The sequence below is a fragment of the Bacillota bacterium genome, assembly GCA_040754315.1.
Lineage (GTDB): Bacteria > Bacillota > Sulfobacillia > DUSP01 > JBFMCS01 > JBFMCS01.
In genome coordinates, this window is the sequence record JBFMCS010000036.1 from 45,810 (window position 1) to 67,069 (window position 21,260).

Sequence of the window (21,260 nt, forward strand, 5' to 3'; positions counted from 1 at the left end):
TCACTGCAAAGGCACTTACCAAGGGGGACTAAGGGATTGGCTGCACTGCGGGCCTCAGTGCTGTGGTTTCCGTCGCGGGGTGGGTTTTTCCTTTACCCGGGAGGTCAAGTGATCTTGCCAGTCGTCCCTCCCTGGACGATCAGGCCACGGGTGCCCCTGGGCAATGAGGCAGTCATCCTCCTTGGCAAGGTCAAACTTCGCGTAGGCGCTGTTCACAATGACAATAATGTCAGGATGGTCCCGCTTGATAGCCTGGATAGCCTCAAGACCGTTCATCACTGGCATCCTGACATCCATGAATGTGACATCCACCGGGTAGCAGCTGGCGAAGTCAACAGCCTCCTGGCCTTTCGATGCTTCAAACACGCACCGGCACAACCGGCTCTTCTCCAGGATAAACCTGAGATATGTCCTTTCCAGGACCTCGTCGTCGGCCAGCAGCACGTTATACACCTGTAGCCACCCCGCGTAGCACACTGCCGCCGGAACCCCCACAGGTCTAAACCACGTGGGGATTGCTCCGCGCCAGGCCAGCCTGAGTTCTGCCTCCAGCGCCGTACGCCCCATCGTGATCCCTGGCCTGTTCTAACCCCTGTTATTGTAGATCCTGCCGCCAGCCGGTTCAACCACAACCCTCTTTTGTATTACCTGACACCAACCTCTTAGAGGTACTTCACGTACGTCTCCCGCCTGTAGATGGCCCTTTCTCCGCCGATGAGCTTTGGCCGGGTCCTGGCCAGTGTCAGGTGGGCCCCCCCAATACTGGTTATGGGGAGGCGGACGGGAATGGCAACGTGCTTCAGGTGCATCCCTATGAATGTGTCTCCTATATCCATGCCTGCGTGGGCCACCACGCGCTCCACCATCACGGGGTTCTCCATGAGGTTGTAGGCTGCCACTGAGGCTGAGCCTCCCGCGTGGGGAGCGGGGATCACTGTGACTATCTCCAGCCCATGGCGAAGTGCCGCCTCCTCCTCTATGGCCAGGGCACGGTTAATGTGCTCGCAACCCTGCACGGCCAGGTAGATTCCCTTTTCCTTTAGAACCGGCAGGATGGTGGACACCACGATCCGTCCCACTTCCATGTTGGAGTTCTTCCCAATCCTGCCACCCATGATCTCGCTGGAACTACAGCCAAGCACAAAGATCTGTCCCGGCTGGAGGCTAGCCACCTCGAGAACCCCCTCCAACGCCTGCCCCACCTGGCTTCGCACCTTTTCAAAGTCGATCATGCCGGGTCCTCCTTCTAGGCCGTCCTTCCACCGTGGGGACACCAGAACCGGTCCTCGCCACCGGGTGCGGATCGTCCTGCGTCTTCCCTCATGTATCCTACAAGGCTTTGCACGGTCAGGCATGTCCCCCTGGCGGGCCTGGGGTGTGTCCCCTCAAGGACTGTCCCGCCAGATCTCCCCAGACGCCGCTTGAGAGCCAACCCGGCCCCCGAAAGGCCTACTGTGCGGTCCACCCGCCGTCGATTACCAGTTCTGAACCGGTGACGAAGAGCGATTCGTCCGACGCCAGGTATATGTCGGCGTAGGCCATGTCCATGGGTCTGCCAATGTAGCCTATGGGGTGCATCTTCCCAACCTTCTCGAAGTAGGCCTCTGGCGTCATTCCTGAGTCTGCCGCCTCTTTCTCAGTGAGAGCGGTGTGAACGTACCCGGGGTGGACGGAGTTAACCCGGATCCGGTAGCCCTTCTCCCCGCAGTGGAGAGCCGCCGGCTTGCTGAGGATGGTGACGGCACCCTTGGAGGCGCAATAGGCGAAGAGCCCGGATTCGGCGATCTGGCCGTCAATGGAGGACCTGTTCACTATGGAGCAGTTCTCACCGTTACCCTTCATAGCCTCTATGGCATACTTCGTACCAAGGAATACCCCTGTGGCGTTGATGCCCATCAGCCAGTTCCAGTCCTCCAGCGTGGTCTCCTCGATGTCCCGTCCCAGGGAAACCCCGGCGTTGTTCACCAGGATGTTCAGCTTCCCGTAGGTCTTCAGCACTGTGTCCATGGACGCCTTCCACTGGTCTTCCCGGGACACATCCAGGAGCCCCCCGTTATGAGCGCAACCTTTCCGTCCAACCGGCCCATCAGCACACTCCCTGTCTTGTCTAGTCGGCGATACCCCCGGTAACTAGCCTACCTTGAACACTATGGTATCCTCGTATCCCACGATGACCCGCATGTAACCGGAGAGCATCTTGTCCGTCTCCTGATCTCCCGTGTCTACCAGCAGGGACTTGCCCACCAGGGAGACCATCTTATCCTTGGTTGCCACTATGATGATGTTCTCCTTCCCAACCTTGCAGATGACCTTGGGGCTGATTTGCTGGTTGCCCCTGCCGAATATGTAACCCTGGCCGCCGATGACCGTGACAATGATCTTGGCGGGACGCCCATCTTGCAGGTGCTCCAGGATCTCTCTCTCGGTCACATCCTTGGCTACCAGGTGCTTGTTGTAGACAAGGTCAACCCCGAGGAGGGTCTTGGGAAGCCCTATCTCCTCCATGACCCCCCGGGTGGTGGTGCCGGGCCCAATGATATACAGGCAGTCCGGGGCCATTCCCGTGGCCAGGTAGCGTCCGATCCCGCTGATGGAGGCGGCCTCGCCCAACCCCCTCCCGCTCTTCAGGTTCTGTACCATCGTGCGCTCGTTGGGCACCTTCAGGTACCCATAGAGCCTGGCTGTGACGATCCCCTCCCTGAACGCGTCCTCGTCGATGTCCATGACCTCAGCCTCACGGGTCTGGGTAACCTTGCCCATGATGTACTGGACGACCACGTCACCGGCACTCTGGGGATTGATGGCATACACCGCTGAGTGGATCTTGCAGCCAGCGGGTATGCCAATGACTGTTACCCTCTGGTCCACCGCGTCATAGATGTTCCGGGCGGTACCGTCGCCTCCGGCAAAGAGGATTATGTCAACACCCGCCTCCAGCATTTCCTTGCCCGCGCGCATGGTGTCTTCGGCCGTGGTCTCCCCGGAGGTGATCTGCCCGATCACCCTAGGCTCGAGGCCGCTGGCACGGGCCTCGTCCTCCCCCATTTCCCTGGGGTACGTGATGATCTTTGCGTCTTCTTCCAAGGCCTTCAGGCGCTGGATTGCGGTGATGGCCCGGCCCGGCGCCTCGGGCACCGCGCCTAGATTGCGAGCCCTCGCAAGGATCTCCGCCCCGTCAGTGCCCTTCAAGCCCACGCGGCCTCCAAGTCCAGCCACGGGATTCACGATGACCCCAATCCTCTCCTTCGCCAAAGGCATTCCCTCCCCGGAAAGTATGATTCCCTCCCCGTACGGGGGCCTGCCCGGGAGACCATGTCGCCCGGGCAAGCCCGTTACAGATGGGAGGACCTTACTTCTTGTCCTTGACCTTGCGTAGGCAGGCCCTCCACGTGGTGGCCCACTTCTTGGGGTCATCCAGCTTGTGCTCGTCCTTGCGCTTGTGAATGACCGAGCGGTAGGGGGCGCCTTGGACCATGGCTGGGTCCTCGTAGGCCTCCTTGGCCACCTGCTTCACTACCTCGTAGTACTCCTTGATGTCTTCCTTCGAGAAGGCCTCGCAGGGCTCCAGGGTCATCGGTTCCGGGATCACCCACGGGTGATGGCTGGACCAGAACCATGGGATGCCGGAGTCTATCATCCTCCGGTTCATGTCGTCGGAGCCCACGTTCACGTCGTTCTTCAGCTTCTCGAAGGTGTAGCGGATCTGCTCCATCCCCATGATGCCGTTGTCCAGGAAGCCGGCGCCCAGCGAAATGCTCAGCATTAGCTTGTACATGCAGTTATTATTGATGACCGAGACATCCGCGCACTCCCTGAGCCACCCCGCGCCCATCATGGCGCTCCACGCGTAGGCCCTGAGGATCACGCCGGCGGCACCGTAGTAGTCACGGACCTTGCTGACGCTCTCGGGCAGGTTGTAGTTGAGGAAGTACTTCTGCCCGTCAAAATCGATGGTGGGCACAGGCAGAAACCTGGCCAGGTAGTCCTGGCAGCAGAAGGCGCCTGTGGCAGGACCCGAGCAGCCGTGGGGTGAGCCGAAGGTCTTGTGCACGTTGAAGCGGCACATATCGAACCCGGCCTCTTTGGCCCGGGCAACGCCCAGGAAGGCATTGGCGTTGGCCTGGTCATAGAAGGCCAGGGCGCCCGCTTCGTGCACGATACGCACGAACTCGTCCACGCAGGGGTTGAATATGCCTATGTCCTCGGGGTTAGTCATGAAGATGGCCGCCGTCTTGTCGGAAACCGCAGCCTTCAGGGCCTCCAGGTCAGGTATTCCACTTTCGTCAGGATACAGGGTGATGATCTTGTAGCCCGCCGTAGCAGGGGTTGCAGCGTCACAGGGGTGTGAGAAGATGGTAGTTATGGCCTCGGTCCTCTTGCCGGTCTCACCCCTTCGGGCATGGTAGGCGCGGACCACGGAGGAAGCGGTGTAGACAGCGTGGTTCCCGCCGCCCGGCTGCAGGCACACATGGTTCATGCCGGAGACTTCCTTCAGGACGTTCTGGAACTTGTGGAAGATCTCAAGGATGCCCTGGACCGTATCGGGGTCCTGGTCAGGATGGAGCTCCGCGAACCCCGGGAGCATGCACAGGGCCTCGTTGATCCTGGGATTGTACTTCATGGTACAGGTGCCTTCACTGATATCGTTGGAAAGGTTGGACCCCATGGTTTCCTGGGAGAGGTGGATCCCGTGCTCTAGTACATGCTTCTGGTCGACCCCGGGCAGGGCCGGGGCTTCCTTGCGCTTGACTCCCACGGGGAGCTTGGCGGCAACATCGCCCACCCTTCCCTGGATCTCCTCCTCCACCTCGGGAGGGATGATCCCCCTCAGGCCCGGAGTGGACATTTCATATATGATCGGTTATCCCACTTGGCCTGGTGGAACTTGCTTCTTACCTTGACCACTGCCATGCACTATCATCCTCAGCAAAGAGACGGCCGCCCCCGTAAAGGGTGCTGGTTATTTCTGCGTCAAAATATGGACGGAGAGACAAAATACGCCTTAGCAACGCGCCGGGGAGGCATCCCTATAGAACAGTTGTCCGGGCCGCCGGGGGCGCTCTGGTCCATTGAGCAACTGTTTCAGGAAGGCAAGAGCCACCTGGGCATGGACCACTACGGAATCCGCTCTTACCCGGGTTAAACCGCCATATGTGCCTGGTCTTCCTGGCAATGCACTTTTTGCTGCCCACGCCTGGCACTTAGTCAGAAAAACCTAGGCGGCTGTGCAAACGGATATTGTCACCCGATAGCGTGTCAGAATGCAGTCGCCACTTGATTGTGCGCTGTAGGGTTGTATGGGGGGGTTCACTATAGTTCGTTGCAGCAACTCTATTCTTCCATTGTCTCATTCAGCCATTCCTCTAACTTATAAGAGGTGGCAGCATGGTCGTTTTTGGCCATAGTACGCATATAGTCCAAATCCAAAGACACATAGTGCACTTTCAGCATACGCAATCCCCACTCGCAATCAGATGTCGAGCGCCAATGAACACAGGCACGGAGTCGGTCCAGGATGATATCCTCAATTCCTATAACATAGAGGTATCTGCCGCTTGGCAGGTTAATTTTTATTATTTTTTCCCTATCTGCACCTTCCAGCACATCATCTGGAATCTCTATCGCCACTTCGAGTTCCGGATGATACCAGTGCCTGCCCTCCTGCAAGAAACCCAATCGGGCAAGAGTTTCCCCAGCCAGTTCCCGGCGATGCATAACCAGGTCGATATCGAGAGTTGTGTACTGCCCCCTCGTGTAGATTTCCACAGCCAGGCCGCCGACCACCACGGGTATTATTCCATATGGCTCTATAAGAGCGGTAAAGATAGCTGTCGTTTCGGTCATAATTTCGTAGCGGCTTTTGCCGGCCAGTTGAACCAGTTCTTTCTTAAACTGCTCAATCGAATTCACAATACCACTCTCTTTTATTGATAATCCTTACCTTACCTGTGGCGAGGTCATTCTCCCACCTGCGTTTGCAGAGAAAATCCAAAATGTTCTGCTCTTCTTTATCCCGCGGCCGGCGTCTCACCACTTTCCCACGGCGGCCACGGACAAGAGCGCGGTTAGCCGCGGGCATCTTTTCCCGGATTCTCTCTTCTATATCGCGGGTTTTCCACTCACGCATGCTTACCACCCTGTTACTTGCCTGTTTATGTTAGTTATATCACACCCGGGAGTCCCCGTCGAGCGCAGCGGATGCCTTAAACCCGACTTTGGCGACATATTTTGCCAATGCCCAGTGTAACGGGGACTGGTTGTTCGCTTTGGAAGGGGATTGTCTCTACTACACGTGATACGGGATTGAGCAAGGGGTTTAGAAACCTTTGGGTGACGAGGTGGCTACAGCCCAAGTCTTGGAGGAGCTGAAGATGTTCGGGGGTTGGCTCGGTGATGACACAGACCGACTTCTTGAATGCACACCAAGAAACACGCGAGGAGGTCACGAGTGTGACCTCCCCACATAAAGCATCAAACCGGTGTTTTCGCCATCCAGGAACGGGAACTCGGGGTGCTAGATCAAGGTGTGCCCGAGAGGGTCCCCCCCAACCGGCGCGCGGCCTCCATGGCATCCCTATCCTTCTTGACCTCACCCTTACCATCTATGCTGACCAAGAGCTGGTCCACGAAGTCCACCTTCAGGTACTTGAAGCTCTCCCGGAACATGCCCACAATGTGCTGGGCGGTGGTCTTCGAGGCGTCCTCGTGTGTGCATACCAGCGCGGCCTTCTTCCCGTTCATGAAGCTGGCACCCTTTTCCTGCAACGAGTACCAGCGATCAACAAAGGCCTTCAACTGGGCGCTGGGCCCCCAGAAGTACACGGGGGTACCGATGACATAGACGTCGGCCTTCTCCATTTCTCGTGCCAGCTCCACCATGTCATCTTCGAAGACGCACTCCCCGCGTGGCTTGCACGCATCGCAGGCAGTGCAAGGGTGGATCTCCATGCCTGCCAGGCTGTACTTCCGGGTAACAGCCCCCTCCTTGGACGCCCCTTTCAGCACCTCATCCACGAGGGTGTCAGTATTGCCCCCGTGTCTTGGACTCCCCACGAAACCCACAATGTACACCGTGGAACCCTCCTCCCAAGAGTAAGCACAGCCGGTTTCCCTAGGGCCCTATCCCTGGACACGCCGGCCAGCGAGGCACGGACCACTGCCATCCCTCTTAATACTGCATACGGCGGCCGAGGCTGATCTCCTCCAACCTGATCCTGCCTCGTGGCCAGGCGCTCTCCTTGCCCTGTTGTAATGGCAGGATACCCCCAGGTTCGTGTGGAAGTGAGTTTTATATTGGGTCATTAACAGCAGAGACGGTGTCGTCCACCGGGCGATAAACGGCCTGGCCCCGGCCAGTGCGGCCGCTAATCTCTAGAAGGAGGGATCCCCATGTTTCCAGAGGCCAGAATCATCTGGGTAAACCTCGATGACAAGAAGGTTGAGCCCTTGACCCTGCCGCCGGAGGTGTATCGCCTGTACCCAGGGGGCTCAGCCCTAGCCATGTACTTGATCCTCAAGGAGATGAAGGCAGGGGTGGACCCCCTGGGACCCGGCAACCTGCTGGTGTTCTCCGTTTCCCCTCTTACAGGTCTTCCCATCAGCGGGCAAAGCCGCCTAGTGGTCACAGCCAAGAGCCCACTCACTGGGGCCATTGGCGACAGCGAATCCGGCGGCTTCTTCCCAAAGGACCTTAAGGGAAACGGGTGGGATGCCGTGGTGTTCCAGGGGAGGGCCACGCACCCTGTGTACCTGTTCATTGACGGGGACCATGCGGAACTCAGGGAGGCCCAGGGGGCCTGGGGTATGGTGACCGGGGATGCCGAGGACGCCATTAGGAAGGACCTGGGGGCCAGTGATGTGGAGATCGCCCAGATCGGGCCCGGCGGTGAACGCATGGTCAAGTACGCCTGCATCATAAACATGTGCAACAGGGCCAACGGCAGGACGGGCATGGGGGCCGTGATGGGGTCCAAGAACCTCAAGGCGGTTGTTGTCAGGAAGAGCAGGGCCAGGCGACCCGTGGATCCGGAGGGCCTAAGAGCGCTTACCGCCGATGTCAAGGAGAGGATCGAGGCCAATAACGCCGTGAAGTACCTGGGGATCGACGGCACGGACTCGGACCTCCTGGCCTTTAGCGAATCCGGGTTCCTGCCCACCAGGAACATCTCCACCGGGTACTTCCCGGAGGGGGCCTCCAGCATAACCGGGGAAACAATGTCCAGGACCATACTCAAGGAGAGGGATACCTGCTACGGATGTGCCGTGAGGTGCAAACGGGTTGTGGAGGTCCCAGGCAGGGCAGAACCCCGCTACGGCGGGCCAGAGTACGAGACCTGCGCCACCCTGGGTTCCTACTGCGGAGTGACCTCCCTGGAGAGCATTGCCGAGTCCAACCAGCTGTGCAACATGTACGGCCTGGATACCATCTCTTGTGGTGCCACCATATCCTTCGCCATGGAGTGCTTCGAGAAGGGCATCATCACCCTGGAGGATACGGGCGGGCTTGACCTGAGGTTCGGAAACGGCGAGGCCGTGAACGCCTTGATCCACCTCGTCGCCAAGCGCAAGGGCATAGGAGACATCCTGGCCGAGGGCAGCAGGGCGGCAGCCCAGCACTTTGGAAAGGGAGCCGAGGCCCTGTCCATGTCGGTGAAGGGCAACGAGATACCCGCCCACATGCCCCAGTTCAAACCCTCCGTTGGGCTGATATATGCGGTCAATCCCTTTGGCGCTGACCACGAATCGTCCGAACACGACCCTGCTGTCTCGCTCCCACCTGATAGCCCGGACAGGGTTCGCCTTTTCCAGATAGGCGCGTGGAAGGGCTACGAGGACTCCCTTTCCCTGGACGAGGAGAAGGTCCGGTTTGCCTTCGTATCGCAGTGCTTCTACTCCCTTCTGGATACCATCTGCCTCTGCAACTTCGTGTGGGGACCAGCGTGGCAGCTGTATGGGCCCGAGGATGTGGTGAGCCTCTGCAAGGCTGGAATTGGATGGGATACCTCCCTCTACGAACTGATGAAGGCGGGCGAGAGACGCCTGAACATGATGAGGTTCTTCAATGCCCGCGAGGGCTTTACCAGGAAGGATGACTACCTGCCCCAGCGGTTCTTCCAGCCACTGCCTGATGGGCCCTCCGAGGGCGTCCGTGTTGATGAAGGTGAGTTCAAGAGGGCCCTTGACCTCTACTACTGCATCGCGGGCTGGGATGAGACCACCGGAAACCCGGCGCCGGGCAAGCTGAGGGAGCTCTCCCTGGGCTGGCTTCTGGAACAGGCAGGCTGATCTCACACGAGGGGGCCTCCGTGCCCCCTTTCCTTATCCCGTCATTCCCTGAACTTCGTAAGCCTGCAAAAATACGCCTTGTTGTGCCGGCTGCACACAGGAGAATACCCGGTTTGTATAGTACTGAGTAGAGAAGTCGCGGGGCACCCCACGGACCAGGGACTCAGAGGGCCGGGACCCCCGGGAACCGGACGCCTGGAGCTGCCTAGAGGGCCGGGTGTCAACCACACTGCAGCTGGGGGAGGAACAAAGGTGGAACAGACGAATGAGGCTTTCCTGCAGGAAGGTTTGCGCCTGGTAGACCTGGCCGAGGCCCGGGGCTTTCCCCTGCGTCTCCTAGGGGCGGTAGCAATCAGGCTTCACTGTGAAAGGTACAGGCATCTCTTCGACGCGGCAGATCGTCCCATCACCGACCTGGATTTCATGGCCTACGGACGGGACAACGCCAGGGTCCAGGGCATGCTGCAGGAGGAGGGCTACATACCTGACGAGTTCATCCTCAAGTTCTACGGGCAAACCCGGCAGATCTACGCTCATCCCCAGATTAGTGGCTTCAAGGTGGACGTGTTCTTCGATAACCTTAGTTTCTGTCACGTGGTTCCCTTCCAGGGCCGCCTGGAGATGGATCGCCCCACCATCACCATGACCGATGTACTGCTGGAGAAGATGCAGATCGTGGAGATCAACGCCAAGGACCTAAAGGACACCATCATCATGATGCTGGAACACGACCTCTCCGAGGGGTTCGCCAGGGAAACCGTTGATACCGCCTACATATCGAAGAGCCTTGGCGTGGATTGGGGCTTTTACTACACGGTGACCCAGAACCTTCGCAAGGTCCTAGAGTACATGAGACAGAACCCCTTTATCACCCCAGAGGAGATGGCGGTTGTGGAATCCCGGGTCTTCCGGCTCCTTGAGCGGCTGGAGAAGGAACCCAAGACCATGAAGTGGAGGCTCCGGGCCAAGCTGGGACCCAAGGTCAAGTGGTACACGGAAGTGGAGGAAACCGAGAAGTTCTAGCTTCTGTAGGGGACTTCGGTACCAGATCATCTTCACTGACCGAGAGCCCTGGGGTAAGGTGGCCCGGGGCTTCCTGGTGCCCGCAGGGAACGGCAAGAACCCGGGAGGGGTTGACCCAGCCCCCCGGGCCTAGCCCGCCTAAGCCATCAAGGTGAACTTGGGATGCCAGTAGGCCCGCCTGTGCTATGCGCGGCCAGTCACCATGGCCAGGAGCGCCATACGGGTCGGAACCCCATTGGCCGCCTGGCGGAAGTAGGCGGCACCAGAATAGCCGTCGGTGTCCACCGCTATCTCGTCAACCCTGGGAAGGGGGTGCATGATAGTAACCCCCTCTTTGGACCTGCCGGCCAGATCGGCGTTTACCACGTAGGCGCCCTTCACCCTCTCGTACTCCGCAAGGTCCTGGAAGCGCTCCTTCTGCACTCTGGTCACGTAGATGACATCGCTAACCCCGGCCACAGCCCCCAGGTCCTCCACTTCCTCTATATCCGCGCCCCTGGCCGCCAGTGTTTCCCGGATGTACCCGGGCATTGCCAGGCTCTCCGGGGATACCAGTTTCACGGAATTGCCGTAGAGCGCCAGGAGGTAAACGAGGCTGTGAACCGTGCGTCCGTGCTTGAGATCCCCAACCAGGGAAACAGTGAGCCCTTCCATGCGGCCTTTCTCTTTCTTGATAGTGTACATGTCAAGGAGCGCCTGCGTGGGGTGTTGCCCAGAACCATCGCCTCCGTTTATCACCGGGACCTCTGATGCCCGGGCCGCCTCCTCTGCTGAGCCAATGTCGGGGTGGCGTATGACTATCACGTCGCAGTAGCTCTGTATGACACTGATGGCATCACTCAAGGTTTCGCCCTTTGCCGCGGAAGAGGTCTTGGCATCAGCAACGTTGATGACACTGCCGCCCAGCCTCTGCATGGCGCTCTCGAAGGACAGCCGCGTCCTGGTGCTGGGCTCGAAGAAGAGGGCCGCCATGATGAGCCCCTCCATGTGCCCGAGCGCCTGGCGCCTGGAGAGGGCTTCGTCAAACCTCTCCGTCACCCTCAGGATCTCCTCCAGTTCCTCCCGGGTCAGTTGCTCAGTAGTGAGAATGTCCTTGCCTCCCAGCAAACCACACACCTCCCAAATGCTATGTTAATTGTCCCCAGGGTCACCAAGGCGAGGCGTAGCCCCAGGGACTATCCTAGCCTGGAGAGGGCCTCGGCCAGCCGTTCCACTGCAGCCCTGAGGTTCTCCATGGAACTGGCATAGGATATCCTGACGTGCCCCTCCCCCGCGGGGCCGAAGGCGGTCCCGTGAACCACCGCTACCTTGGCCTCCCGGAGCAGGTACATGGTCAACTCCTCTGATGACATCCCAAATGCGCTGGTATTGGGGAACATGTAGAAGGCCCCCTGGGGCCTGTGGCAAGCCAGTCCTGGTATCCCTTGGAGGGCATCATGGAGATAGCGCCTCCTTTCGTCAAAGGCCGAGACCATTCGCTCCACATCGTCCTGGGGGCCTTCCAGGGCTGCCACAGCCCCCCACTGGGCAAAGGTATTGGCCGAGGCCACGTTATGCTGGTGAACCCTGTAGGCCGCCTGGACCAGCCTGGCGGGACCCGCCACGTACCCCACGCGCCACCCCGTCGCTGAGTAGGTCTTGGAGATGCTGTTGATGATGAGGGTCCTCTCCCTCATACCAGGAAGCGCTGCGGGGCTCACCACCTCCGCCCCGTCGTAGGCCAGGGTTTCGTAGACCTCATCGGAAATGACCACCATGTCCCTGTCCAGGGCCACCCTGGCTACCCCCTCCATGGTGTTCCGGTCCCAAACCGCGCCCGTGGGGTTACAGGGCGAGTTAACCATAATGGCCTTGGCATTCGAGGTCAGGCTCTTCTCCAGATCCCTCACATCCAGCTGGTAGCCACTCTCCTCGGAGCACCGGACGGGTATGACCTCGGCCCCCCAGAAGACGGGCAGGCTAAAGTAAGTGGTATAACCTGGAACCGGCACGACAATGCCATCCCCGTCCGAGAGGATGGCAGCAAAGGTCACCATGAGAGCCTCGGACCCTCCCACTGTCACGAAGATCTCCTCATGGGGGTCATACTCCAGGCCGTGCTGGGCCAGGAGCTTTTGGGCTATCGCCTCTCGGAGCTGGAGAAGTCCCATGTTGGAGGTGTAGTGCACCTGGCCCTCGTTGATGGCTCTTATTGCCGCATCCTTGATGTGGGCCGGCGTGTCGAAATCCGGCCTGCCCAGTTCCAGGTGGATGACCTCGATCCCCTGCCGCTCCATGGCCACCGCCGCCTCGTAAACCTTCCTGATACCGAAGGGGGGCAACCTCATGGCCCTTGGGGACAACCGCCCTTCATTGCGTACCTCTCTGGGCATCGTACCCATCCCTCCCGCCCGTGCACCCCCGGCCCGTTCTTCCAGCCCCGGCCTTTCGTGCCCTCACCACGGAGACAATGAAGTCCATGATGATCCTGGCCGCCACGGCCGAGGTCATGCCCCGGAAGTCCATCATGGGGTTAACCTCTACGATATCGATGACAGACACACGGGGGGCCACCAGCCTCACGAACTCCATGACCTCCCGGGAGGACAGGCCCCCCGGCTCGTCAGCACCGGATCCGGGGGCGTAGGCCGGGTCAAGAACATCGATATCCAGGGTGAGGTACAGCCTGTCAGTACCAGAGGCGGCAACCTCCAGGGCCTCCCTGGCGGCCGCCCCAGCCCCTACCCGTCGAAACTCCGGCGCAGGTATCTGCCTGATACCGCTCCTTCGTATGTAGTCCAGCTGGTCAGGGTAGTTGTAGCCCCTGACCCCCACCTGGATAAGGTTAGAAGGGGCAACCCTGTCCAGTTCCAGCGCCCTGCGGATCTCGCTGCTTCCTGAGAAGCGTCCCTGGACCGGGGAGTCATCCACCAGGTCAAGGTGGGCATCCATCTGGATGATCCCCATGGCACTTTCCGTCATGGAGTGCAGGGCCCTGAGGCCTGGCAGGCTCACAGAGTGGTCCCCGCCGATGATCACGGGGATGACCCCTGACTCGAGGAGCCCCAGGATGGGTCCCTCTGTTCTCTCCAGCATCAGCCCGTGGTCATACCCAATGACCTCAACATCCCCGTGATCCTGGACCTTTACGCCGTCGAGGTCCAGGACCTCCCCGGCCTCCACATCATATACGCCCTTGCCTCTGATCCGGTTGAGGTGCCACTGGAGGCTCCTGCGCACTTCTGCCGGGGCATACCTTGCCCCCGGCCGGCCAAGGCCCGCCGCGGTGTCGTAGGGTATACCCAGTATACCGAATTCCAGCGCCAGAATATCACCCCTCCTCTAGGAATTTGCACCTGGGCCCGGCAGCCGGTGCGCCGCACCTACCATCTGACCCAGTGACTCCAGACCTGATCCCTTCATGTACTCCCTGATCCCCTCGATCACCTCCAGCATCACCCTGGGATTCACAAAGTTCCCTGTGCCTATGGCCACAGCGCTGGCCCCGGCCAGGATGAACTCCAGCGCGTCCCGGGCTGACACTATCCCTCCCATGCCGATAATGGGGAGGGAGGCACCCCGGAATATGTCCCACACAGCCTTGAGTGCCAGGGGCTTCACCGCAGGGCCGGACAGGCCGCCGGGACCCCTGGGGAAAACAGGCATCCTCGACCGGATGTCTATGGCCAGCCCAGAGATGGTGTTCACCGCTGACACCGCGTCGGCACCAGCCTCCTGGGCTGCCCGCGCCATCTGGGCGATGTCCGCCACATTGGGAGACAGATTGGCGATGACGGGGAGGGCCGTTACCCCCCGCACAGCCGCCACCACCTGGCCCAGGAGGCCTGGGTCCAAAGATAGTTCATGCCCTTGAGCCCATCCTGACATGAGGCTGGTGGCCTCCCCCACCACCCTCACCAGGAGCTGGGAAAAGACCACGTGAGGGATGCAATCGATGGACACTGAAGGGACGGGACAGCAGCGGGCTGTGGGTGCCCCAGCCCCGCACCATCACAAACTGGCCCGGTCTTGCCCTGCGGGCTATCTCAGGGGCGCAAATGGTAAGGGTTACGTAACCCGGCGCCGGTTCAAGGGTCTGGGAAATGGTGCCCCTAACCAGTACACCCCTGAAGCCAGGGCAGTCCAAGCCATTCATTTGACCAGAAGGTCTCTGGGGAAACTTGCCAGGGTCTCTGAACCCTTCTCAGTAACCCGGATGGCCTCGCTGACCTCGACACCGAAGTCCTCCAGCCAGATCCCGGCGATCATGTGGAACGTCATGTTGGGCCCTAGGACAGTCCGGTCTCCCTGCCTCAGGCTGGCAGTGTGCTCACCCCAGTCAGGGGGGTACCCTATACCGATGGAGTAGCCAAGCCGCGAGTTCTTCCTCAGGCCCTGCCTTTCGATGACATGCCTCCAGGCTCTCTCGACATCTTCGCATGTGGCCCCAGGTTTCACCGCGTCTAGGGCGGCCTCGATCCCCTCCACAACAACCTGGGCGGTGTCCCTGACCCCGGCCGGAGCCGGCCCTACAACCATTGTCCTGGCCATGGGTGAGTGGTACCGGTGCTTGCAGCCGGCTAGCTCCAGGATGACCACATCGCCCTTCTTGTACTCCCGGTCGGACCAGGTGAGGTGAGGCGTACAGGTTTGCTCGCCCGAGGGCAGCATGGGAGCAAAACCTGTGTACTCCCCGCCGAACTCGCTGGTACCGCTGATCTGGGCGTGGTAAATGCCGGCAACAACATCGCATCCCCTGATACCCTCGTCAATGGCCTCCAAGGCCGTGGCCATGGCCTTCTCTACCAGCCTGGCCGCCATCTTCATGTAACGGATCTCGTTATCCGACTTGATGAATCGCACCCAGTTCACTAGGAGTGAGGCATCCTTGAAACGGGCCCCGGGAAGGCCCGCATGGAGCCTCTCATAACCCAGGGCGGTGAAGTAGTAGACATCCTTCTCCACCCCAATCACGCTGGTGCCTGCACCCAGGTCCCCAAGGACCGAGGCTATGTGGTCCATGGGGTGCTTCGGGGGGTTCTGCACGTAGTCATCAGTGTAAGAGAGGATGTTGCTGCCATCCAGCCAGGTGGTGATCCTGGCCCCGCTGGCATCCATCTCCCTCCCGATCCAGATGGGCTCTTCCTTGTCCATGAACACCATGACCATCTGGGGAACGTAGAAGGACCACCCGTCATAGCCCGTGAGGTAGTTCATGTTGGCAGGATCCGATGCCAGGAGCACGCCTATGCCTTCGGCGCTCATCCGTTCCTTGGTTTTCCTCAGCCTCTCCAGGTACTCGGCCTTCTCGAATACCATGGCTGCCCCCCCCTCTGCCGGGCTGCCCCGGCCGGTTGCTGGTCACTTCCTGAAGTTCCTGGCGATCTCGAAGTAGATGGCGGCTGCATTCTCCAGGTCCTCTACTGGCACCCACTCATCCGCTGTGTGGGCCCTGGAAATGGAGCCAGGCCCAAGAAGAATGGTGGGGATGCCAGCGTCGTTCACGTAGAAGCGGGCGTCGGTGGCACCGGGAAAGCCAGCGATACCCCTGTCCTCTCCCGTGACGGCCCTGGCGCAACCAAGGGCCAGGCTGACTATGGGCTCGCTTTCGGAAACCTCCATGGGTTCCTCAAGGTTATCGATCTCAAGGCTGTCCGGGGATAGGACCTCCCTGATCTCCTGGACCGACAGGGATGCGTCCTCGCCCGGCACAAGCCTGCGATCGATCCACACCTCGCAGCGGTCGGGCACAGTGTTCACTCGCGTCCCACCATTTATCACGCCCACGCTGACGCTGGGACTCCCCAGAAGGGGGTGGTTGGTCCTGGCAAGCCTCGTGGCCATCTCGCTCTTGAGGCGCTCTATCGCCGAGGAGGCCTTGTATATTGCGTTGACCCCTTTTCCAGGCATGCTGGCATGGGCTGACTTACCGTGGAAGGTGGCCTTGACCCACAGGATCCCCTTGTGGGCCACCTGGACCTGCAACCCTGTGGGCTCACCCACGATGGCGGCGTCTGCCTCCACCAGGCCGTGGTCCACCAGGTACCGGGTACCGAGTCCCTTGTCCTCCTCGTCCGGGACTATGTGGAGCACCACGGTTGCCCGCTGGCAGGCTGGCACCTGGGCCAGGCGGGACACTGCCGCCATCATGGCGGCCACCCCACCCTTCATGTCGGTGCTCCCTCGCCCGTAGAGGCGGCCGTCGCGTACCTCGGGCCTGAAGGGAGGGGTTGTCCAGCCGCTACCCGCTGGAACAACGTCGGAGTGACCGTTGAAGACCAGGATGCCCTCAAGGTCCCCTGGCAGGCGCGCCACCACCGCCAGCCTGCCCGTGCCCACGCTGTGAAGGGAGACCTCGACACCAAGGCCCTCCAGGTACCGGCCAGCAAACCTAGCCAGGCCCCCTTCGTTCCCCGGCGGGTTGGTGGTGTCAAACTGGATCAGGGTCTTTGCTAGGGCCAGGACACCAGCGTCGTCCATGTGGCCACCCCTTTCCCGGGGCATGGCCCCTGGGCTAATCCCCCAGCTCCTCCTTGAGCATCCTGCGGAACTCGGCTTCCGCCTCAGGCGGCATCCCGTAGGCGTGTTCCTTTCCTGGGAAGGCCCCTTGCCTCACGTCGGAACAGTACTCCCCCACCATGGACTTGATGTCCTCTGCCAGGTTGCCGTACTTCTTCACGAACTTGGGGGTGAACAGCTGGAACATACCCAGGAGGTCGTAGATGATGAGGAGCTGGCCGTCGCAGGGGCTTCCCGCCCCGATCCCCAGGATGGGCACTGAAGAGCGCTGGCGGATGGTGTCGCTCACCACCGGGGGCACCCCCTCGAGGAGCACGGAGAAGGCACCTGCGTTCTCCAGGGCAAGCGCATCCTTTACCAGTGAGAGGGCCTTCTTAGGGTCTCTTCCCTGGGCCCTCCAGCCGCCAAATTGCCCGGCGGACTGGGGTGTGAGGCCTATGTGGCCCATCACCAGCATACCGGCCCGGGTCATGGCCTCCACCACCGGAGCCATCTCTGCTCCGCCCTCCAGTTTCACCGCATCCATCTCTGCCTCTTTGATGAGACGGCCAGCGTTGTAGACGGCATCAGTTATGGAACCCTGGTAGGACATGAAGGGCATGTCCCCAACCACGAAGGTATCCTGCGCCCCCCTGCGCACCGCCTTGCAGAACACCAGCATCTCTTCCATGGTGACCGGAATGGTGGAGGCATAACCCAAGTCGGTATTGCCCACGGAGTCTCCCACTAGGATCATATCCACGCCCGCGGCTTCCTCAAGCCGCGCCACCTGCGCGTTGTACCCGGTTACGTAGACGATCTTCTCGCCTTTCTTCTTCATTTCCTGGAAATCAAGGATGGTCTTCTTCGCCACGTCATTACCTCCTCTGATGGCAGGCCCGTACCCTAGGGCCCTGGATATGGGACCCGGCCTGGGACGCCCCGCCCTGCGGGACGACGGCCGCTCATCCTCCTTGGGGATTCTATACCGGTGCGCAGGGCCCTTCAGTGACTTGGGACCAGGCTCTAGCCAACCCCCTGGAATCTAGCACCCCCGCACCGCTCAAGAACCCAGAACACAGGATCTCCCCTTTCTGTACACACCTGCGCTTGCGGCTCTGTCCTTGCTATCCTCCTATCCCTGGCCCAAGCAGCGACAGCGGCAGGACTACGGCGGGCCATTTCCCTGGGAATAACTGCCACTACCAGGGCACAGACCCCCTCCCAGCGTGACGCTGGTTTCACTCCCTGGTGGTCCCCCCTGGGACCGGTTCCCGGCACTTGAAGGACTCGAGCCTAAGCGCAAGTACGCCGGTAAGGATGGACACAGCCCCTAGAGCCTGGGTCCACGACAGGCTCTCCTTCAGGATAAGCATCGCCAGGGTGATGGTGAGAACCGGCTCAATGGTCATGACGATGCTGGCCCTGCTGGCACCGAGGCAGCGTATGCCAAGGAAACCTAGCACGAAACCCAGGGCGGTTGGGATCAGCCCCAGGCTGGCGCCCGACCAGAGCAGGGGCAGGGACGGTGCCAGCAGGTAGGAGGGCTTCCTTAGCAGCAGCACTATTACCAGTGTGCCCAGGACCACGTAGGCCGAAATGGCTGCGGGGTGTACCCGGTCCAGGTTCTTCTGAGCGTAAACCTGGCTGAGGGCATAGGTGAACGCCCCGGCTAGCGCCAGGGTGACACCTGTGGTGTTCAGGCTGGACTGGCCTGGGTTCACCACCAGGTAGAGGCCAACCAGGGCCAGGAGCAGAGAGCCTATCCTGATCCGACCCAGTCGCTCACCGAAGTAGGCGATGGACAGCACATTGGTCATGGCGGGATATAGGTAGAGGATCATGATGGCTGCCCCTGCGTCGATGAACGCTATGGCGTAGGTTGTGCAGAAGGATGTGGCGGCTCCCGTCAGGACCTGGAGGATGAGGTCCCAGCGGTGAGTGGAATCCAGGAATGACCCGTAGTCCCCCCTCTTTAGCCGGAGGAGGCAGTAGCCCAAGAGCAGTGAAGCCGCCACCACCAGGCGTACCCCCATAAGGTCAATGGGTTCGACTCCGTGCGAGTAGGCAACCTTCATGATTATGGGGTAGGTGGACCAGCAGAACACCGCGCCCATCACGTAGCCGTAACCGGCCAGGGCCCAGGTGGACTGCCGCCGGGGGATGGCTTGAGATTCCATGGTGTTGATATTCTGAGTGACCTCGCCGGATTCCTGTAGGAAGAACTCGTGTGTGCCTGCCTGCGGTTGCGCCAACACCTGGTCCTGGAGGAGCCCCCACCCCCTGGTCTTCCTGGCACGGCGGGAAGGGGACTTCCCAACCCGGGTAGTATATATCCCCGTAGGATACCCTGACCCCAAGAGAGGGAGGCCGGAGCGTGGATATCATCCAGATAACCGGCGGTAGGGTCGTGGACCCCACCAGTGGGCTAGACGCCGAGACCTGCATCCTGATCCACCAGGGACGTGTGGCCAGCGTAAACCGGGAGCCCATTTCGGAGGGGCCCCTCACCATCGATGCCTCGGGTCTCCTGGTCCTGCCTGGCCTCGTGGATGTGCACGCCCACCTTCGAACCCCTGGTGAGGAGTCAAAGGAGGACCTGGATTCGGGTACAAAGGCCGCGGCCGCCGGTGGCTTCACCACCATCGTGGCAATGCCCAACACCGATCCTCCCATGGACAACCCCGGACTCCTCGCCCTGATGCGCCGTCAAGCCCAGGGACTCAAAGCGGACGTGCTCTTTGCCGGGGCGGTGTCCGTTGGCCGCAAGGGAATAACCATGTCGCCCATGACCCAGCTGGCGCGGGCCTCGGCACCCATCTTCACCGATGACGGGAACAACATCAGCACCGCGGGGCTACTCAGGCAGGCACTGCTTCAGTGTAGTGAGCTGGGGGTGGCCGTGGCCGACCACTGTGAGGACCCCTCGCTGGTGTACGATCCTGGGATAGCGGAAGGGCCCATCGCCACCTCCTTGGGTCTCAGGGGCGTGCCTGTATCCGCTGAGACGGCAGCAGTGGCCAGGGACCTGGCAGTGGCAGCGGGGACAGGGGGCCATCTCCACATACAACACATCTCAACCGAGGCAGCCCTGGAAATGGTGGCCCTGGCCAAGGCCCGCGGTGTTAGGGTCACCGCTGAGGTCACTCCTCATCACCTCACCCTCACATCAGACGATGTGGCGCGCCTGGGTACCCTGGGGAAGGTAAACCCGCCTCTCCGGTCCGCCCGGGACAGGGACGCGCTGCGCAGGGGCCTGGCCAGAGGCACCATAGACATGATCGCCACGGACCACGCCCCCCACCTCACCTCCGATAAGAACTGCCCCTTCAAGGAGGGAAAGCCCGGGGTCATTGGACTGGAGACCTGCCTCTCCCTGGCGTGCTCGCTGGTTGAAGAGGGGCTGCTAGAGTGGCCTGATCTGGCCCGGGTGCTCTCCCTTAACCCGGCACGTCTTCTCGGGCTGGATGACAGGGGAAGCCTTTCTCCCGGGAGCAGGGGTGACCTGATCCTGGTGGACCCCCAGGCCGGGTGGACTCCCAGGGCGGAAGGGTACCAGAGCAAGTCGAGGAACTGTCCCTATGCCTACTTGAACCTCCGGTTGAAGGGCAAGGTTATACTGACCGTAGCCGGGGGAAGGGTGGTGTACGAGGCATCCTGCGGTGGGCGGCGCCTGGTAGCGGGTCAAGGGTAGGAACACCCCCAGCTTGTCCCCCAGGACACCCTCAGCGCGGGCCCCTCGCCGTTCCGGGCCGTGTCCCCCTCCCCTGCCCCACTGGGGCCGGACCTGGCTGCTGCCGCACACGGGCATCCCGCAACCTCGCGCTCGTGGAGGTCTTTCTCCCACCTCTGACCGCAACCGCCGCACATGAACCCCCGGGCCACGTACTTGCAGCCACCGCCCTCTATGCGGATGGCCTTGCCTTCCACAACCGCCCGGGTCAACTTCTCCTTGGCGGCGCTCAGCCTGCGCTGGAAGGTGCCTGGGCCAGGTTCATGCGCTTGGCGCACTCCTCCTCCTTGAGCCCTTCAACATCCTCCAGGCGCAATGCCTCAAGCTCGTCCACCCCCAGCCGATCCCGTCCAGCGCCGGCAATTCCGGTGTTGACGGTGCTCGTTACTCCAATAGGGAACCACAATGGCGTAGCAGCCCAGAATGGCTTCCCCCTGGTTTACCAAACCTACCTAAACCGCAAGTTTGGAAGGCCGCCTCTCTTCGGCCAATTTTGACGCTTCATCCAGGATTGCTCCGAAAAGTCTTACATCCTGTCCACGCCCGTTTAGACTGTCCGTGAACCCACTCCGGCCAGTATGGATTCTTAACGCTTCCGCCTCAATGTTAAAGGCAGCATTCCAATCTCTGCCTGCGGTGTAACCGCACTCACAAACAAATGTTCGGTCATTCAGCGTCAAGTCATCCTTAATAGTCCCACACTTAAGACACAGGCGACTTGACGGAAAGAACCGGTCAACTT

At 60.7% G+C, this 21,260-nt stretch carries 21 protein-coding genes; 3 read left to right on the forward strand and 18 right to left on the reverse strand.

The genetic code is table 11. The features are described 5' to 3' along the window. Nucleotides 1–54: 54 nt before the first annotated feature. The 7 genes from AB1576_07270 to AB1576_07300 form a co-directional block, all read right to left on the reverse strand. Entirely contained in the window at nucleotides 55–567 is a 513-nt protein-coding gene (locus AB1576_07270) for a response regulator (protein ID MEW6081560.1), read from the reverse strand. Nucleotides 568–662: 95 nt separating this feature from the next. Continuing rightward, nucleotides 663–1,232 (reverse strand): TIGR01440 family protein, encoded by a 570-nt coding sequence (locus AB1576_07275; GenBank protein ID MEW6081561.1) that lies wholly within the window; start codon nucleotides 1,230–1,232, stop codon nucleotides 663–665. A 217-nt stretch (nucleotides 1,233–1,449) separates the two neighbouring features. Beyond that, nucleotides 1,450–2,037, reverse strand: coding sequence for an SDR family oxidoreductase (locus AB1576_07280; protein ID MEW6081562.1), 588 nt, complete (start codon nucleotides 2,035–2,037; stop codon nucleotides 1,450–1,452). A gap of 93 nt (nucleotides 2,038–2,130) precedes the next feature. Beyond that, the gene (locus AB1576_07285) at nucleotides 2,131–3,252 is read right to left on the reverse strand and encodes an ATP-NAD kinase family protein (GenBank protein MEW6081563.1); all 1,122 of its coding nucleotides are present in this window, start codon (nucleotides 3,250–3,252) and stop codon (nucleotides 2,131–2,133) included. 97 nt (nucleotides 3,253–3,349) lie between these two features. Continuing rightward, nucleotides 3,350–4,807 (reverse strand): aminomethyl-transferring glycine dehydrogenase subunit GcvPB, encoded by a 1,458-nt coding sequence (gcvPB, locus tag AB1576_07290; GenBank protein ID MEW6081564.1) that lies wholly within the window; start codon nucleotides 4,805–4,807, stop codon nucleotides 3,350–3,352. Between the two features lie 524 nt (nucleotides 4,808–5,331). Further along, nucleotides 5,332–5,910, reverse strand: a complete 579-nt coding sequence (locus tag AB1576_07295; GenBank protein MEW6081565.1) for a hypothetical protein — start codon at nucleotides 5,908–5,910, stop codon at nucleotides 5,332–5,334. 609 nt (nucleotides 5,911–6,519) lie between these two features. Continuing rightward, a complete protein-coding gene (locus AB1576_07300) occupies nucleotides 6,520–7,071 on the reverse strand; it encodes a flavodoxin family protein (GenBank protein ID MEW6081566.1) in 552 nt (183 codons plus the stop codon). Nucleotides 7,072–7,389: 318 nt separating this feature from the next. Between AB1576_07300 and AB1576_07305 the strand changes: the two genes are divergently transcribed. Together AB1576_07305 and AB1576_07310 are read left to right on the forward strand one after the other, a co-directional pair. Then, on the forward strand, nucleotides 7,390–9,285 hold the full coding sequence (locus AB1576_07305) for an aldehyde ferredoxin oxidoreductase family protein (protein MEW6081567.1): 1,896 nt from the start codon (nucleotides 7,390–7,392) through the stop codon (nucleotides 9,283–9,285). A 252-nt stretch (nucleotides 9,286–9,537) separates the two neighbouring features. Continuing rightward, nucleotides 9,538–10,308: a hypothetical protein gene (locus AB1576_07310; GenBank protein MEW6081568.1), complete on the forward strand. Its 771-nt coding sequence runs from the start codon at nucleotides 9,538–9,540 to the stop codon at nucleotides 10,306–10,308. A gap of 183 nt (nucleotides 10,309–10,491) precedes the next feature. On the opposite strand, the gene pyrB is transcribed toward AB1576_07310, so the two are convergent. From pyrB to AB1576_07350, 8 genes are all read right to left on the reverse strand, one after another. Further along, nucleotides 10,492–11,415 carry an aspartate carbamoyltransferase gene (pyrB, locus tag AB1576_07315; GenBank protein MEW6081569.1) on the reverse strand — a complete coding sequence of 308 codons (924 nt, stop codon included), beginning with the start codon at nucleotides 11,413–11,415 and terminating at the stop codon, nucleotides 10,492–10,494. A 68-nt stretch (nucleotides 11,416–11,483) separates the two neighbouring features. Continuing rightward, nucleotides 11,484–12,680, reverse strand: a complete 1,197-nt coding sequence (locus AB1576_07320) for a pyridoxal phosphate-dependent aminotransferase (protein MEW6081570.1) — start codon at nucleotides 12,678–12,680, stop codon at nucleotides 11,484–11,486. Further along, a complete protein-coding gene (locus AB1576_07325; protein ID MEW6081571.1) occupies nucleotides 12,658–13,617 on the reverse strand; it encodes an agmatinase family protein in 960 nt (319 codons plus the stop codon). The genes AB1576_07320 and AB1576_07325 overlap by 23 nt, the downstream gene beginning before the upstream one ends. Before the next feature lie 12 nt (nucleotides 13,618–13,629). Further along, on the reverse strand, nucleotides 13,630–14,250 hold the full coding sequence (locus AB1576_07330; GenBank protein MEW6081572.1) for a hypothetical protein: 621 nt from the start codon (nucleotides 14,248–14,250) through the stop codon (nucleotides 13,630–13,632). 189 nt (nucleotides 14,251–14,439) lie between these two features. After that, on the reverse strand, nucleotides 14,440–15,606 hold the full coding sequence (locus tag AB1576_07335; GenBank protein ID MEW6081573.1) for a M24 family metallopeptidase: 1,167 nt from the start codon (nucleotides 15,604–15,606) through the stop codon (nucleotides 14,440–14,442). Between the two features lie 42 nt (nucleotides 15,607–15,648). Further along, nucleotides 15,649–16,767, reverse strand: a complete 1,119-nt coding sequence (locus AB1576_07340) for a M20 family metallopeptidase (protein MEW6081574.1) — start codon at nucleotides 16,765–16,767, stop codon at nucleotides 15,649–15,651. A gap of 34 nt (nucleotides 16,768–16,801) precedes the next feature. After that, nucleotides 16,802–17,659 carry a 3-methyl-2-oxobutanoate hydroxymethyltransferase gene (panB, locus tag AB1576_07345; protein ID MEW6081575.1) on the reverse strand — a complete coding sequence of 286 codons (858 nt, stop codon included), beginning with the start codon at nucleotides 17,657–17,659 and terminating at the stop codon, nucleotides 16,802–16,804. A gap of 367 nt (nucleotides 17,660–18,026) precedes the next feature. Next, nucleotides 18,027–19,043, reverse strand: a complete 1,017-nt coding sequence (locus AB1576_07350) for a DMT family transporter (GenBank protein ID MEW6081576.1) — start codon at nucleotides 19,041–19,043, stop codon at nucleotides 18,027–18,029. 119 nt (nucleotides 19,044–19,162) lie between these two features. On the opposite strand from AB1576_07350, the gene AB1576_07355 reads away from it, so the two are divergent. Beyond that, nucleotides 19,163–20,479 carry a dihydroorotase gene (locus tag AB1576_07355; GenBank protein MEW6081577.1) on the forward strand — a complete coding sequence of 439 codons (1,317 nt, stop codon included), beginning with the start codon at nucleotides 19,163–19,165 and terminating at the stop codon, nucleotides 20,477–20,479. On the opposite strand, the gene AB1576_07360 is transcribed toward AB1576_07355, so the two are convergent. The 3 genes from AB1576_07360 to AB1576_07370 form a co-directional block, all read right to left on the reverse strand. Further along, on the reverse strand, nucleotides 20,470–20,796 hold the full coding sequence (locus AB1576_07360) for a hypothetical protein (protein MEW6081578.1): 327 nt from the start codon (nucleotides 20,794–20,796) through the stop codon (nucleotides 20,470–20,472). The genes AB1576_07355 and AB1576_07360 overlap by 10 nt on opposite strands. Next, nucleotides 20,748–20,924 (reverse strand): hypothetical protein, encoded by a 177-nt coding sequence (locus AB1576_07365; GenBank protein ID MEW6081579.1) that lies wholly within the window; start codon nucleotides 20,922–20,924, stop codon nucleotides 20,748–20,750. The genes AB1576_07360 and AB1576_07365 overlap by 49 nt, the downstream gene beginning before the upstream one ends. Nucleotides 20,925–20,970: 46 nt before the next feature. After that, nucleotides 20,971–21,260 (reverse strand): zinc ribbon domain-containing protein (locus tag AB1576_07370; GenBank protein ID MEW6081580.1); only part of this gene is annotated, 290 nt, incomplete at its 5' end.

Bases quoted from the DNA above. Each gene is read 5' to 3' on its own strand.
- AB1576_07270 (MEW6081560.1), bottom strand. From the start codon at position 567: ATGGGGCGTACGGCGCTGGAGGCAGAACTCAGGCTGGCCTGGCGCGGA.
- AB1576_07275 (MEW6081561.1), bottom strand. From the start codon at position 1,232: ATGATCGACTTTGAAAAGGTGCGAAGCCAGGTGGGGCAGGCGTTGGAG.
- AB1576_07305 (MEW6081567.1), top strand. From the start codon at position 7,390: ATGTTTCCAGAGGCCAGAATCATCTGGGTAAACCTCGATGACAAGAAG.
- AB1576_07320 (MEW6081570.1), bottom strand. From the start codon at position 12,680: ATGCCCAGAGAGGTACGCAATGAAGGGCGGTTGTCCCCAAGGGCCATG.
- AB1576_07335 (MEW6081573.1), bottom strand. From the start codon at position 15,606: ATGGTATTCGAGAAGGCCGAGTACCTGGAGAGGCTGAGGAAAACCAAG.
- AB1576_07340 (MEW6081574.1), bottom strand. From the start codon at position 16,767: ATGGACGACGCTGGTGTCCTGGCCCTAGCAAAGACCCTGATCCAGTTT.